Annotated in this window: 14 protein-coding genes; 12 read left to right on the plus strand and 2 right to left on the minus strand. The window is 62.2% G+C overall.

The window, feature by feature from the left end; genetic code table 11:
* Positions 1-146: 146 nt before the first annotated feature.
* The 12 genes from ACFHWW_RS21455 (at position 147) to ACFHWW_RS21510 (ending at position 12,032) form a co-directional block, all read left to right on the plus strand.
* Complete coding sequence (locus tag ACFHWW_RS21455; RefSeq protein WP_018097039.1) at positions 147-1,064, plus strand: ABC transporter substrate-binding protein; 918 nt, start codon at positions 147-149, stop codon at positions 1,062-1,064.
* Positions 1,065-1,142: 78 nt separating this feature from the next.
* Positions 1,143-2,342 (plus strand): ABC transporter permease, encoded by a 1,200-nt coding sequence (locus tag ACFHWW_RS21460; RefSeq protein ID WP_379940698.1) that lies wholly within the window; start codon positions 1,143-1,145, stop codon positions 2,340-2,342.
* Entirely contained in the window at positions 2,339-3,277 is a 939-nt protein-coding gene (locus ACFHWW_RS21465) for an ABC transporter ATP-binding protein (protein WP_018097037.1), read from the plus strand. The genes ACFHWW_RS21460 and ACFHWW_RS21465 overlap by 4 nt, the downstream gene beginning before the upstream one ends.
* Positions 3,277-4,014, plus strand: a complete 738-nt coding sequence (locus ACFHWW_RS21470; RefSeq protein ID WP_100670392.1) for an ABC transporter permease — start codon at positions 3,277-3,279, stop codon at positions 4,012-4,014. Before ACFHWW_RS21465 ends, ACFHWW_RS21470 begins: the two co-directional genes overlap by 1 nt.
* 187 nt (positions 4,015-4,201) lie before the next feature.
* A complete protein-coding gene (locus ACFHWW_RS21475; protein ID WP_338283904.1) occupies positions 4,202-5,362 on the plus strand; it encodes a Gfo/Idh/MocA family oxidoreductase in 1,161 nt (386 codons plus the stop codon).
* Positions 5,363-5,374: 12 nt separating this feature from the next.
* The gene (locus ACFHWW_RS21480) at positions 5,375-6,259 is read left to right on the plus strand and encodes a carbohydrate ABC transporter permease (RefSeq protein WP_100670386.1); all 885 of its coding nucleotides are present in this window, start codon (positions 5,375-5,377) and stop codon (positions 6,257-6,259) included.
* On the plus strand, positions 6,256-7,113 hold the full coding sequence (locus ACFHWW_RS21485; protein ID WP_100670384.1) for a carbohydrate ABC transporter permease: 858 nt from the start codon (positions 6,256-6,258) through the stop codon (positions 7,111-7,113). Before ACFHWW_RS21480 ends, ACFHWW_RS21485 begins: the two co-directional genes overlap by 4 nt.
* Before the next feature lie 29 nt (positions 7,114-7,142).
* On the plus strand, positions 7,143-8,372 hold the full coding sequence (locus ACFHWW_RS21490) for an ABC transporter substrate-binding protein (protein WP_379940702.1): 1,230 nt from the start codon (positions 7,143-7,145) through the stop codon (positions 8,370-8,372).
* 88 nt (positions 8,373-8,460) lie between these two features.
* Positions 8,461-9,591: an ABC transporter ATP-binding protein gene (locus ACFHWW_RS21495; protein WP_379940704.1), complete on the plus strand. Its 1,131-nt coding sequence runs from the start codon at positions 8,461-8,463 to the stop codon at positions 9,589-9,591.
* 2 nt (positions 9,592-9,593) lie between these two features.
* On the plus strand, positions 9,594-10,094 hold the full coding sequence (locus ACFHWW_RS21500; protein WP_379940706.1) for a GNAT family N-acetyltransferase: 501 nt from the start codon (positions 9,594-9,596) through the stop codon (positions 10,092-10,094).
* Positions 10,095-10,241: 147 nt separating this feature from the next.
* Positions 10,242-10,625 carry a VOC family protein gene (locus ACFHWW_RS21505; protein WP_379940708.1) on the plus strand — a complete coding sequence of 128 codons (384 nt, stop codon included), beginning with the start codon at positions 10,242-10,244 and terminating at the stop codon, positions 10,623-10,625.
* A 461-nt stretch (positions 10,626-11,086) separates the two neighbouring features.
* Positions 11,087-12,032 (plus strand): IS630 family transposase gene (locus ACFHWW_RS21510; protein WP_379940710.1). Its coding sequence is split into 2 segments (ribosomal slippage): positions 11,087-11,425 and positions 11,427-12,032, totalling 945 coding nucleotides; the frame shifts between segments, so codons are not numbered across the junction.
* A 90-nt stretch (positions 12,033-12,122) separates the two neighbouring features.
* On the opposite strand, the gene ACFHWW_RS21515 is transcribed toward ACFHWW_RS21510, so the two are convergent.
* Both ACFHWW_RS21515 and ACFHWW_RS21520 read right to left on the minus strand, forming a co-directional pair.
* Positions 12,123-12,647 (minus strand): GNAT family N-acetyltransferase, encoded by a 525-nt coding sequence (locus tag ACFHWW_RS21515; protein WP_100670374.1) that lies wholly within the window; start codon positions 12,645-12,647, stop codon positions 12,123-12,125.
* A complete protein-coding gene (locus ACFHWW_RS21520; RefSeq protein ID WP_018097027.1) occupies positions 12,640-12,930 on the minus strand; it encodes a DUF1778 domain-containing protein in 291 nt (96 codons plus the stop codon). The genes ACFHWW_RS21515 and ACFHWW_RS21520 overlap by 8 nt, the downstream gene beginning before the upstream one ends.
* Positions 12,931-13,016: the final 86 nt, after the last annotated feature.

Here is a 13,016-nt window from a genome sequence, read left to right on the forward strand (position 1 = left end):
ATCCGGAGGGCGCCATGGAACGGATATCAAGTGCAGACAGCTTAAGCTCGATTTTTTCCGGAAAGCTGACATATATGGAACGTCTTGGCCGGACGCAGCGCGGAAAGCGTGATCAAAATTCGAGATCAAAACCGAGGGAGACAATCATGCGACTGAACTTCACCAGGACACTGATCGGTGCCGCCATTGCGCTTGCACTTACCACCGCGGCTGCCGAAGCCGACGTCGTCGTTTCCTCGAAGATCGACACGGAGGGCGGCGTTCTCGGCAACATCATCCTCTCGGTCCTGAACGCCAACGACATCAAGACAACGAATCGCGTGCAACTCGGCGCCACTCCTGTCGTGCGCAAGGCGATCATCGCCGGCGAGATCGACATCTATCCCGAATATACCGGCAACGCCGCCTTCTTCTTCGAGAAGGCCGACGACCCGGCCTGGAAGGATGCGGCGAAAGCCTATGAAGAGGCGAAGAAGCTCGACTATGACGCCAACAAGATCGTCTGGCTGACGCCGTCTCCGGCCAACAACACCTGGGCAATCGCGCTGCGCAAGGACGTTGCCGAGAAGAACAACCTCAAGACCCTCTCGGATTTCGGCAAATTCGTTTCTGACGGCGGCGAGGTCGTGCTCGCGGCTTCGTCCGAATTCGTCAACTCCGCCGCCGCCCTGCCTGCGTTCCAGACCACCTATTCCTTCAAGCTGAAACCGGAACAGCTCATCACGCTCTCTGGTGGCGATACCGCCGCGACGATCGCGGCTGCGGCAAACCAGACGAACGGCGCCAACGCGGCAATGGTCTACGGCACCGATGGAGGGATCGCGCCCTCCGGTCTCGTGGTTCTCGAGGATGACAAGGCCGTCCAGCCGGTCTATCAGCCGGCGCCGATCATCCGCGAGGCGGTTCTCAAGGAAAATCCGGCGATCGAAGAGATCCTGAAGCCCGTCTTCGAAAAGCTCGACCTCACCACCCTGCAGGAGCTCAACGGCCGCGTGCAGGTCGGTGGCGAGTCGGCCAAGGCCGTTGCCGAGGATTTCCTGAAGGCGAACGGCTTCCTGAAATAGCTTGACGCCGGGGAAGGGCGCTGGTCCGATAAGACTTCGACCGCGCTCTCCCTCACCCTGCGTCGAACGGACGGCTGAATGGCGATTGGCATCATCCAGAAAAAGGAACGCTTGGCCTTCCGTTTCGACAAGCTCGGCCTGGTCATCGCGATCCTCGTCCTCTATGGCGCTTTCGTTGCTCCTTTCGCGACGTTTCGTGCAAACCGGATCATTCAGGGCGAAGCGCGGGCCATCCTGGAGGCACTTCCGCCGCCGCTCGGCTACGGGCTCCTCGCCCTCGTGGTCGCCGGCGCTGTCATCGCGTTTGGGAGGACGCCGCGCCTCTTGCGGATGGGCGTGGCACTGGCTGCGCTGGCAGCTCTCGCTCTTCTGATCGGAGTGGCAGCCGATCACCTGACGCCGCCCGACAACAGCTTTGCACGCGTGTCTCCGGCTTCCGGCTTCTGGGTCCTGGTCTTTGCCTTCTCATTGTTGCTCGCGGACGCCTTGACCCGCCTCAACCCGGGGCCTGGTCTGCGGCTTCTCGTTTTCGCGGGCGTCCTCGTCCTCGCTGGAGGAATGCTCGTCACCGGCCGCTGGGACGACCTTTCGATCATGAAAGAATATGCCAACCGCGCCGAACTGTTCTGGACCGAGGCGGGCCGTCACGTGACGCTGGCGCTCGGCTCGCTTGGCGCGGCGACCGTCGTCGGATTGCCGCTCGGCATTCTCTGTCACCGCGTCGAACGGTTGCGGGCCGGCGTGCTCAATGTCCTGAATGCCATCCAGACGATCCCTTCCATTGCACTGTTCGGCATTCTGATCGCGCCGCTCGGCTGGGTCGCGGCGAATGTTCCCGGCGCTGCGGCGATCGGCATCCGCGGCATCGGGGCCGCCCCTGCATTCGTCGCGCTCTTCCTCTACTCCCTGCTGCCTGTCGTCGCGAATACGGTCGTCGGGCTTGCCGGCGTGCCGCACGCGGCCACCGACGCGGCGCGAGGCATCGGCATGACGGATCGGCAGCGCCTGGTCGCGATCGAGTTTCCGCTGGCCTTTCCTGTCATCCTGACCGGCATCCGCATCGTGCTGGTGCAGAACATCGGGCTTGCGACGATCGCCGCCCTTATCGGCGGCGGGGGGTTCGGGGTTTTCGTCTTCCAGGGGGTGGGTCAGACGGCGATGGACCTTGTGCTGCTCGGTGCCATTCCTACCGTCGTACTGGCCTTTACCGCCGCAATCGTGCTCGACGCCCTGATCGAGATGACCATGCCGAACCGCAGCCGAGGCAACGCCGCATGATCGAAATCGAGGGAATAACCAAGCGCTATGCCGATACGGCAGTCGTGAGCGACGTGTCGCTGACGGTCGCGCCGCATACGGTCACCGTCGTCGTCGGAACCTCCGGCTCCGGCAAGACGACGCTCCTCAGAATGATCAATCGCCTCGTCGAGCCGACGGCCGGGACGATCAGGATAGACGGGGAGGACAATCGGTCGATTCCCGGTTTCGAGCTGCGCCGGCGGATCGGCTACGCCATTCAGGGCCATGGCCTCTTCCCGCACAGGACGGTCGCGCAGAACATCGCAACAGTGCCGACGCTGCTCGGCTGGGAAAAAGCCCGCATCGATGCCAAGGTCGAGGAGCTGCTGAAGCTGTTCCAGCTCGATCCCGCGGAATTCGGACCGCGCTACCCCCACGAGCTTTCCGGCGGGCAGCAGCAGCGGGTGGGCGTTGCAAGGGCACTGGCGGCGGAGCCCAACGTGCTCCTGATGGACGAGCCCTTCGGCGCGCTCGATCCGATCATCCGCGCCAAGGCGCAGGACGACCTCGCCGCCATCCAGAAACATTTCGGCACCACGATCATCCTCGTCACGCACGACATGGAAGAGGCCTTCCACCTTGCCGACAGGATCGCGGTGATGGACAAGGGCGAGGTGGTGCAATATGCCACGCCCGCCGAAATGCTCGTCAGGCCCGCCACACCCTTCGTCGAGACGCTGGTCGGCGCCAGCGAGCGTCCATTCCGGCTGCTGGGCATCGAGACGGTCGGCGAGGCGGTGGAGCCCGGCTCGGCCGAGGGCCGGCCGGTCCCGGAGGTTCTCAGCCAGCGTGACGCGCTGTCGGAGCTTCTGTGGACGGGCCGCTCGGCACTGCCGGTCGCGGCGGCGGACGGCGCGATCCTGGGCAAGATCACGCTCGAAGCGATCGTGAAGCGTGCGGCGAGGCGGCAGTGATGGCCACGCTGCCCAATCTGTTTCGGCTGACCGTGCTCGCCGTGTTGCTGGCTTTCCTGCTGCAGCCCGCCTGGTTCGAACCGCTGCTTAAACCTCTGGTGCAGGAGAACGCGCCGGCCATCTACAACCAGGGCAGCCTGTTCTGGCTGACGGTCCTGCACTTGCGGACTGTATTCGTCGCGACGGTGGCCGCGACCCTCGTCGCCGTATCACTGGCGATCATCGTTACGCGGAAGGCCGGCGCCGAGTTTCTGCCGCTCTCGCGCAGTCTGGTGAACATCGGCCAGACTTTCCCGCCGGTGGCGGTCCTCGCGCTTGCGGTCCCGATTTACGGCTTCGGCGAGAAGCCGACCCTGATCGCGCTCTTCCTCTACGGCCTTCTGCCGATCTTCGAAAATGCCCTGACCGGTCTGACGACGCTGCCGCCGACGGTGATGGAGGCCGCACGCGGCTCGGGAATGACCGGGCGCCAGCGGCTCTTCAGGATCGAACTTCCGCTGGCGCTGCCGGTGATCCTGACAGGCATCCGCCTTTCCGTCGTGATCAGTCTCGCGACGGCGACGATCGGCTCGACCGTCGCGGCCAAGACGCTTGGCGAGGTCATCATCGCAGGACTTCAGTCCAACAATCTCGCCTTTGTTCTCCAGGGCGGCTTGATCGTCGGCGCGCTGGCCGTCCTCATTCACGATGCGCTCCAGGGGCTTGAACGGGCATTCGCCGGTCGAGCGCACATCTGAAGCGCCTCGCGTCCAATCGGATTGAGGGATGGGTTGGGCCGCTGCTTGCGCGTGCGCTAAGCTTGACGGCTGAGAATGAAAATGAATTTCACAATCTGCCGCAATTTCCGATTTTTTATTGACGAGGTGAAAAATCTGTCCCAGTCTACGAAAAATAATTACGCCGAGACAAGGGAACAGCGCGAGCATGAAAGTCGGGATAATCGGACTCGGATTCCGTCTAGGGTATCTGGGCTATGTCTTCAAGGCGATCGACGAAGCCTTCGAGATCGCGGGATATGTTGATCCCGAACCAGCCGGCCTTGCCACGCTTACCGAAAAAGGCATTTCCGCCGGCAGGGCCTACGCCACGCCTGAAGAGCTGATCGCCGGCGAAAAGCTCGATCTCCTGATGATCGGCTCGCCAAACCACATGCATCTCGATCATATCCGCATCGGTCTCGAGGCCGGCATCAAGGTCTTCTGCGAGAAGCCGATCGTCAGCACGATAGAGCAGAGCCTGGAACTTGCGGCGCTGCTTTCGAAACACGGGCCCGACCGGCTGATGGTCGGTCTCGTGCTGCGTTATGCGCCGCTCTATCGTGACCTGCGCGCTGCGCAAGCCGCGGGAACGCTTGGTCACGTGGTTTCGATCGAGGCCGCCGAGCACATAGAGCCCTATCACGGCGCATTCTTCATGCGCGACTGGCGCCGCTACGGACGTTATGCCGGAAGCTTCATGCTCGAGAAATGCTGTCACGATCTCGATCTCTACAATGGCGTGGTCGGCGCGCGGCCGGAACGCGTCGCCAGTTTCGGCGGCCGCAAGAGCTTCATTCCGGCCAATGACCCCAGTCGCGACGGCGTCAACGACCTGCAGCTCTTCCACCGCAAGCCGAGCGGCTGGCTCGGTTCCGACAAGGTCTTCGACAGTGACGGCGACATCATCGACTATCAGGTCGCCATCGTCGAATATGCCAACGGCGTCGCGATGAACTTCCACACCAACCTCAACGTGCCGGACCAGTTCCGCCGCTTTTGCGTCGTCGGATCGCGCGGCATGGCGGAGGGCGACTTCATTCGCGGCTATCTGGACGTGCACGAGGTGCTGTCGGGCAGGAAGGTCGTCGAGAAGCGCTACGCCAAGGAGACGGCGCTTTCGCAACACTACGGCGCCGACGAGCAGATGGCGGCCGAGATCATCGCGCATGTGCGGGATGGCGGTCCCCTGCCGGTCTCGCCGCTCGACGCGCTGGAAGCGGGCATACTGGCGCTGTCCATGGATGAGGCGCGGATGAAACGGACAGTCGTCGATCTTCGGCCCCTCTGGGACCGCTTCGATGAAGCCCTGCATGCCCGTGCGGCTTGAGAGGGGGAGGGGATGAGCGTTCGGCGCAGCACGATCATCTTCGCCTGGATCCTGCTGCTTCCGGCCGTTTTCTACGTGACGGTTATCGTCGCCTATCCGCTGGTCGATACCTTCGTCCTGTCCTTCACCGATGCCTCGCTGAAGAAGACGACCAATTGGATCGGCACAGCCAATTACGACAAGATCTTCAACGCCACCTTCGCGGAAGTGATCCTCCGCACCTTCGTCTGGACCGCCTTCTCGGTGACGATCAAGATGATCATCGGCACATTCGGCGCCGTGATGCTGAACGCCGCAGTCCCGGGGCGGGCGCTTTTTCGCCTGCTCACCATGCCGCCGTGGATCGTGCCCATGGCGATCGGCATCTTCATGTGGGGCTGGATGTATAACGGCCAGTTCGGGATGATCTCCGGTATGCTCCAGAACTGGGGGCTTGTGGACGGTCCGGTCGCCTTCCTGGCGCATGGCTCCACCGCTTTCTGGGCGACCATCGTCACCGACGTCTGGATCGGCGTGCCTCTGGTAACGCTCTACATGCTCGCCTCGATGCAGGCGATCCCGCAGGATCTCTACGAGGCCGCCTGGACCGACGGAGCAGGGCGCTTCTACCGCTTTCGCCGCATCACCCTGCCGCTCCTCGTGCCGTCGATGATCACCATGTCGATGCTGTCGCTGATCGCCACCTTCAACTCGTTCGACATCATCTGGATCCTGACCCAGGGCGGGCCGAACGGCGACACGACCACGATGATCATCGACACCTACCGCACCGCGATCGGCTCGAAGAAGTACGGGGAGGGCGCGGCGCGCGCCGTGCTGATCTGCATCTTCCTGTCGATCTTCTGCATCGCCTATTTCCGCGTCACGCACCGTCTTGCCACGGGAGAAAGCCGATGAGCCAGCCCGCAATGATCAACCGCTATCGCTGGTACGAGCTCGTCGGCATCTATGCGGGCATCTTCGTCTTCCTCACTTTCATTCTCGCGCCTTTCGTCGAAGGCTTCCTCGTATCTCTGAAGCCGCTGAGCCGCCTTTTTTCCTCTCCCTACCGCTTCTGGCCCGAGGACGGCTCCTTCGAAGCCTATCGCACCATGTGGGTGAGCGTGCCGGGCTTCGCGCGCTATATCTTCAACTCCTTCTTCATTTCCATCATCGTGACAGCCGTCGTGCTGGTGCTGGTGGTGCCGGCGGCCTATGCCTTTGCGCGCTTCAGGTTCCGTGGCAGCGGGGCGCTGCTTGCCGCTTTCCTGGCGGTCAACATGTTCTCGGGCGCCGTGCTGCTCATCCCCCTCTTTCGGCTGATGCGCAGCTTCGGCGTGCTGAATACCTATTTTGCCATGATCGTGCCGGGTGTCGCCTTCCTGATCCCCTCTGCTATCTGGCTTCTGCGCACCTACATGATGCGCATCCCGCGCGAGCTGGACGAGGCAGCCTTCGTCGACGGTGCGAGCCATTTCTACACGCTTCGCCGGGTGATCCTGCCGATCGCCATGCCGGGTATCACCGTTGTGGCAATCACGACCTTCATCGGCTCCTATGCCCAGCAGTTCATTTTCGCGCTGACCTTCAACTCAAAGAGCGAGTACATGCCGCTGCCCGTGGGCCTTTTCGCCTATTTCGGCCGGCAGGAGGTGGTCTGGAACGAGCTCATGGCGGCGAGCTTCGTCGGCATCGCTCCGGCCGTGATCGTGATTTTCTTCCTTCAACGCTATCTCGTCAGCGGCCTGACCGCCGGCGCGGTGAAACAATAAGCAACCATTAAAACAGGGGAGTTTCATCAGTGACTATTGCTTGCAAAGCTACCTTTTTTACGCTTGCGCTGCTCGGATCGACCGCTCTCGGCAGCGTCGCCGCACAGGCCGCGGACCAGGAGATCAGCTGGATCTATTGCGGCGACACGATCGATCCTATCCACGAGAAATACATCAAGGAATGGGAGGGGAAGAATCCCGGCTGGAAGGTCACGCCCGAAGTCGTCGGCTGGGCTCAGTGTCAGGACAAGGCGACGACGCTTGCCGTGGCCGGGACGCCGGTCGGCATGGCCTATGTCGGATCGCGCGCGCTCAAGGAGTTCGCCGAGAACGAATTGATCGTTCCGGTCCCGATGACCGAGAACGAGAAAAAAGGCTACTATCCGAATATCGTCGACACGGTGACATTCGAGGGAACGCAGTGGGGTGTCCCTATCGCGTTTTCCACCAAGGCGCTCTACTGGAACAAGGACCTTTTCAAACAGGCCGGTCTTGATCCGGAAGTCCCGCCCAAAACCTGGGCCGAAGAGATCGCCTTCGCCAAGCAGATCAAGGAAAAGACCGGTATTGCGGGCTACGGACTTCCGGCCAAGACCTTCGACAACACCATGCACCAGTTCATGCACTGGGTTTACACCAATAACGGCAAGGTCATCGACGGCGACAATATCGTCATCGACAGCCCGGAAGTCCTTGCCGCCCTGCAGGCCTACAAGGACATCACCCCCTATTCGGTCGAAGGGGCGACGGCTTACGAGCAGAATGAAATCCGCGCCATCTTCCTTGACGGGAAAGTCGGCATGATCCAGTCGGGCTCCGGGGCTGCCGCCCGACTGAAGGAAACGAAGGTCAATTGGGGTGTAGCGCCGCTGCCGCTCGGCCCTTCGGCCAAGGGTGAAGGCACCCTGCTGATCACCGACAGCCTTGTGGTGTTCAAGGATACGGGTGTCGAGGAGAAAGCGATCGAGTTCGCCAAGTTCATCACCTCTCCCGGCCCGCAGGGCGAGTACGAGTTGCAGGGCGGTGCAGGTCTGACGCCGCTTCGGCCGTCTCCGAAGGTAGACGAATTCGTCAAGGCCGATCCGTCCTGGAAGCCGTTTATCGACGGGATAGCCTATGGTGGTCCGGAGCCGCTCTTCAAGGACTTCAAAGGTTTCCAGAACACGATGATCGAGATGGTCCAGTCGGTGGTGACCGGCAATGCCGAGCCGGCGGATGCCTTGAAGAAGGCGGCCGCCGACCTCGAACAGTACAAATAAACCCGCCGGGACCGCAGGGCCTCGGCTCGGCGGTCCCGCCTTCCCTATTGGCGGCTATGCCGCTGCGCCGGTGGCCGGAGACAGATTATTGGGACAGCTCACTCTCAACAAGGTTCAGAAATTCTACGGCACCTACGAGGTGCTGAAGAGCATCGAGCTCGAAGTCGGGAATGGCGAATTCGTGGTCTTTGTCGGACCCTCTGGCTGCGGCAAGTCCACGTTGCTCAGAATGATCGCGGGGCTTGACGAGACGACCGCCGGCGACATCGTCATCGACGGGAAGCGCGTCAACGATCTGCCGCCGGTCAGGCGGGGCATCGCCATGGTCTTCCAGTCCTATGCACTCTACCCGCACATGAGCGTGTTCGAGAATATCGCCTTTCCGCTCAGGGTCGAGAAAATGCCCGAGGAGAAACTGAAGGCGAAGGTCGAGCATGCCGCCCGCATATTGCATCTCGACCAGCGGCTGGAGCAGAAGCCCGGCATGCTTTCAGGCGGCCAGCGCCAGCGTGTGGCAATCGGGCGGGCGATCGTGCGCGAGCCGAAGATCTTCCTCTTCGACGAGCCTCTGTCGAACCTCGACGCGGCATTGCGCGCCGACATGCGCATCGAGCTTGCGAAACTGCACCGGCAATTGAAGGCGACGATGATCTACGTCACGCACGACCAGGTCGAGGCGATGACGATGGCGGACCGGATCGTCGTGCTGAATGCCGGTGAGATCGCCCAGACGGGAGCACCGCTCGAGCTCTATCACAAGCCCGCCAATATATTCGTCGCCGGCTTCATCGGGCACCCGAAGATGAATTTCCTGCCGGTCATCTGCACCCGCGTCACGGAGGCCGGCGTGGAAGTGGACTACAAGGGGCAGACGGTCCTTGTGCCGGTCATGCCCCGCGCAGGCATGGCCGGCCGAACCCTGACGCTCGGAGTCCGGCCGGAACACATCCAGATGGGTGCCGCCGATCTGACGCTGACGGTCACCCCATCGGTAATCGAGCGTCTCGGCGCTCACACCGTGGCCTATGTGGCGCTCGACGGGGAGGGCGAGAACTATTGCGCCATGCTGCCGGGAACGCTCGCGATCCGTGCGGAGGAAACGATCAGGACCGGCATCCGCGCCGCCGACTGCCATCTCTTCGACGAGAACGGGGTCGCCTTCGAGCGCCGGGTCGAGATGACCGACATCGACATGGCCCTCTTCGACCCGGCGGCGTGATCGTGAGCACGACGATCAGACTGCTTGTTATCGACGATGTCGCGACCTTCCGCAGCATTCGGCTGGAGGCGCTTCGGACGGAGCCGGCCTCCTTTGCCAGCAGCGCCGAAGATTGGGAAAAGCTGCCGGACGAGGAGTGGCGGCGCAGAACCGTCGGCAACCCCGTCTTCGTTGCCTTCCAGGACGATGTCCCAGTCGGCATCATGGGCCTGATGCGTCAGAGCGCCAGCAAGATGGCGCATCGCGCGACGCTCGTCATGGTCTATTTGCGCCGGGAACTGCGCGGAACCGGGCTCGCGAGGCGGCTTCTGGATGCTGTCGCGGATTACGCACGAAATGAGGGCATCAAACAGCTGGAGCTTGCCGTCAGCGCCGACAACCCGACGGCGATCCGATTTTACCATCGCGAGGGCTTTTCTTTAGCCGGCCGCATTCCAGGCGGTTTTCTTCACGAGGGCCGGGAGATTGACGATGTCATCATGGTGAAACGCATCGCCGATTGAGTGCCGGCCCGTCTCACGTGCGGGCCGCCCCTCGCCGCACGAGGTGGGGACCAGCAGCCGCGAAAGGGACATTGACGTCGCCAGTAATCGCGCGAAAATCGGTAGCGTATTTGGGCTGTTCTGGTGAACTCGGATCGGGAGGCGGGAATGTCGGAAACAACCGTCAACGTGCGTTATATGGTGGACGACGTCGAGGCTGCGGTCGAATGGTACACGAAGTATCTCGGCTTTTCGCTTCTCTCCAACCACGCTCCCGCTTTCGCGGATGTCAGGCGGGGTGCCCTGCGGCTGTTGCTGAGCGGCCCATTGAGCTCTGCGGGACGGCCAATGCCGGACGGCGAACGTCCTTCGCCGGGCGGCTGGAACCGGATTCATCTCATCGTCGACGACCTGGCTGTCGAGGTCGAGCGCCTGCGTGTCGCCGGCGTCAGGTTTCGCAACGACGTCGTGACCGGACCCGGCGGATCGCAGATACTGCTGATCGATCCCTCCGGCAATGTCGTGGAGCTGTTTCAGCCAGCGGCTCGCTGACGGTTGCAGGTTCCGGGTCGAGAGTGGTTCACTGTTCCTGTGAAACAGTGAAACGCTATAGCCCTTTGAAGCTACGTGCGCCCGAAAGATGCCGTATCCACCGTCCCTGTCGAGAGGGCGAATGGCGATGCGCTTGAATTTCTTGAGTACCACCGTGCGCCCACTGCATGTTTCCTTTGATCGTAGCCGATCATCTCTGTGCTTGTCACAGATGAAAGCAGCGCCGCGTCTGCGGCGCGGGAAGCGTTCTTTCAGCCCAAGGACTTGGTCTGGCTGGATTCCTGTGACAAGCGCAGGAATGAGGAATTCAACAAGCGGCGGCGGGTATTCGATCTCAACAGGCCTGAGGGCCGTGCAGTCGGCAGAGCTAGAGTCGGTCAGCCTTAAGCTGAATCGAACCGGGATTCCCTTTTTGCTTCGATTGTGATTCAAGATCATTGCTGGTGAGGAGGCCAGCAATGATGGCGCGACCTCTTTCTCTTGATTTACGCCAGCGCGTCGCCGACGCCTTGGCAGGAGGCATGACGGTGCGGGCGGCAGCGTTGCGCTTTGGAATATCAGCGGCGACGGCGGTGCGGATCGGCCAGCTCGACCGGTCCGGCCGCGGTTTGGCGCCGGCCAAGATGGGTGGCCATGTCAAACCCATGCTGCGGGGCGCGGCGGCCGATGAGGTTCACCGTCGGCTGGCGGCCAAGCCCGATTGGACCGTGCGGGCGCTTGCCGCCGATCTGAAGGCGGCCGGGATCGATGTTTCTCATGACACCGTTTCGCGTTTCCTGCGCCGCGAAGGCAAGACATTTAAAAAAAACGCTGATCGCCAGCGAACAGGACAGGCCGAAGGTGGCGCGGTTCCGAAGCCGCTGGAAGACCCATCAACATCGACTTGATCCGCGCCGCCTGGTGTTCGTCGACGAAACCTGGGTCAAAACCAACATGACGCGCACCCGCGGCTGGTGTCAGCGCGGCCAGCCGCTTTTCGCCAGAGTACCGCATGGCCATTGGAAGACGCTGACCTTCCTCGCCGGGCTGCGCCACGACCGCATCGTCGCGCCCTTCGTGCTCGATGGCCCGATCAACGGCATTGCCTTCACCGCCTGGGTCGAGCAATGCCTGGCACCAACCCTCAATCCCGGCGATATCGTCCTCCTCGACAATCTCGGCAGCCATAAGGGCAAGCCTGCGCGCAACGCCATCCGCGATGCCGGCGCCCATCTGTTCTTCCTGCCGCCTTACAGCCCCGACCTCAATCCGATCGAGATGATGTTCGCCAAACTGAAGACCCTGCTGCGCAAATCCGACGAGCGCAGCGTCGACGCGACATGGAGACGCCTCGGCGAAGTCCTCAAAGCCTTCAGCCCGCACGAATGCGCCGCCTATCTCAGGCATGCAGGATATGTTTCAACATAAACCTGACAGACTCTAGGCCATAGGTCGTTATCGGGCTTCAGCGATCTTTTGGCTTTGCGGAGACGGTCTCGTTGTTCCTTTTCTGATCGGCTATTCGCCCTGCGCGGCATCCAGAGCGTCGATGATGGTCTTGAATGGCAGGATCAGGCTAAGGGGGCTGCTGTCGAGCAGCGGCATTGCGCCGAAACGCTCGTACCAGCACGCCGCCTTCTCGTCCTTGGCGTCGATGGCAAGCGCCACCCCACCGACCTGCGCGGCAACGGCAAGCGCTCGCGCACCGGCTGCCAGCAAAAGATCGCCGCCAAGCCCCCGACCCTGCAGCGGAAGCGCCACCGCCAGACGGGCAAGCCGATACACGGCGACCTCGTAGCGGCCCAATCCTTTGGTCAGGGGGGCGGGGACTTTTGCGAAGGCAATTGAAGCGGGGCTGATGGAATAGTAGCCGAGTATGGTTTCGGGCGCGGTTGGAGCCACCGCCACGAAGGTCTTGGAGCCGCCGCCTTCGTGGTTCTGACGGGCGTGCCGGCGTAGATACTCGTTCAGTTCCGGCGTGCCGCAATCGAACGCCTTGCGGTCATGGTGGCGTCCGATAGGTTCCTCCCGCCAGTCAAGCACTCTTGCCGTCTCGTGCGATACGGCGGCGGGCTGCGGCGAGCAGAGCCGGCGTCGGGGCCGGCGGATTTTCCAGAAGATCGAGCACGCGCAGGGAATCCCGCTCCGACAGCGAAATACGTTCCGCGTTCTCAACCACCTCGCGCGCGGCCGGCAGGACAGCGCGCATGATGAAGCTGGTTACGTCCAGCCGCTCATGGGCGGCGGCGGCGGTGAGAAGCCGCTTTTCGTCGCGCGTGGTGCGCAGTTCGATGCGGTCGTCACGATTAGCTTGCATCTGGGCCATAACGATCTCCGTTCTATATGTACGGATAATAGCCGTACCATAGAAGAATATCAAGATGACGCTCAACGGCCTAGCCCCTGCAGTCG

Origin of the sequence: Sinorhizobium sp. P24N7, from assembly GCF_042436655.1 — a bacterium.
In the GTDB taxonomy this organism is placed as follows: Bacteria; Pseudomonadota; Alphaproteobacteria; order Rhizobiales; family Rhizobiaceae; genus Sinorhizobium; species Sinorhizobium meliloti_A.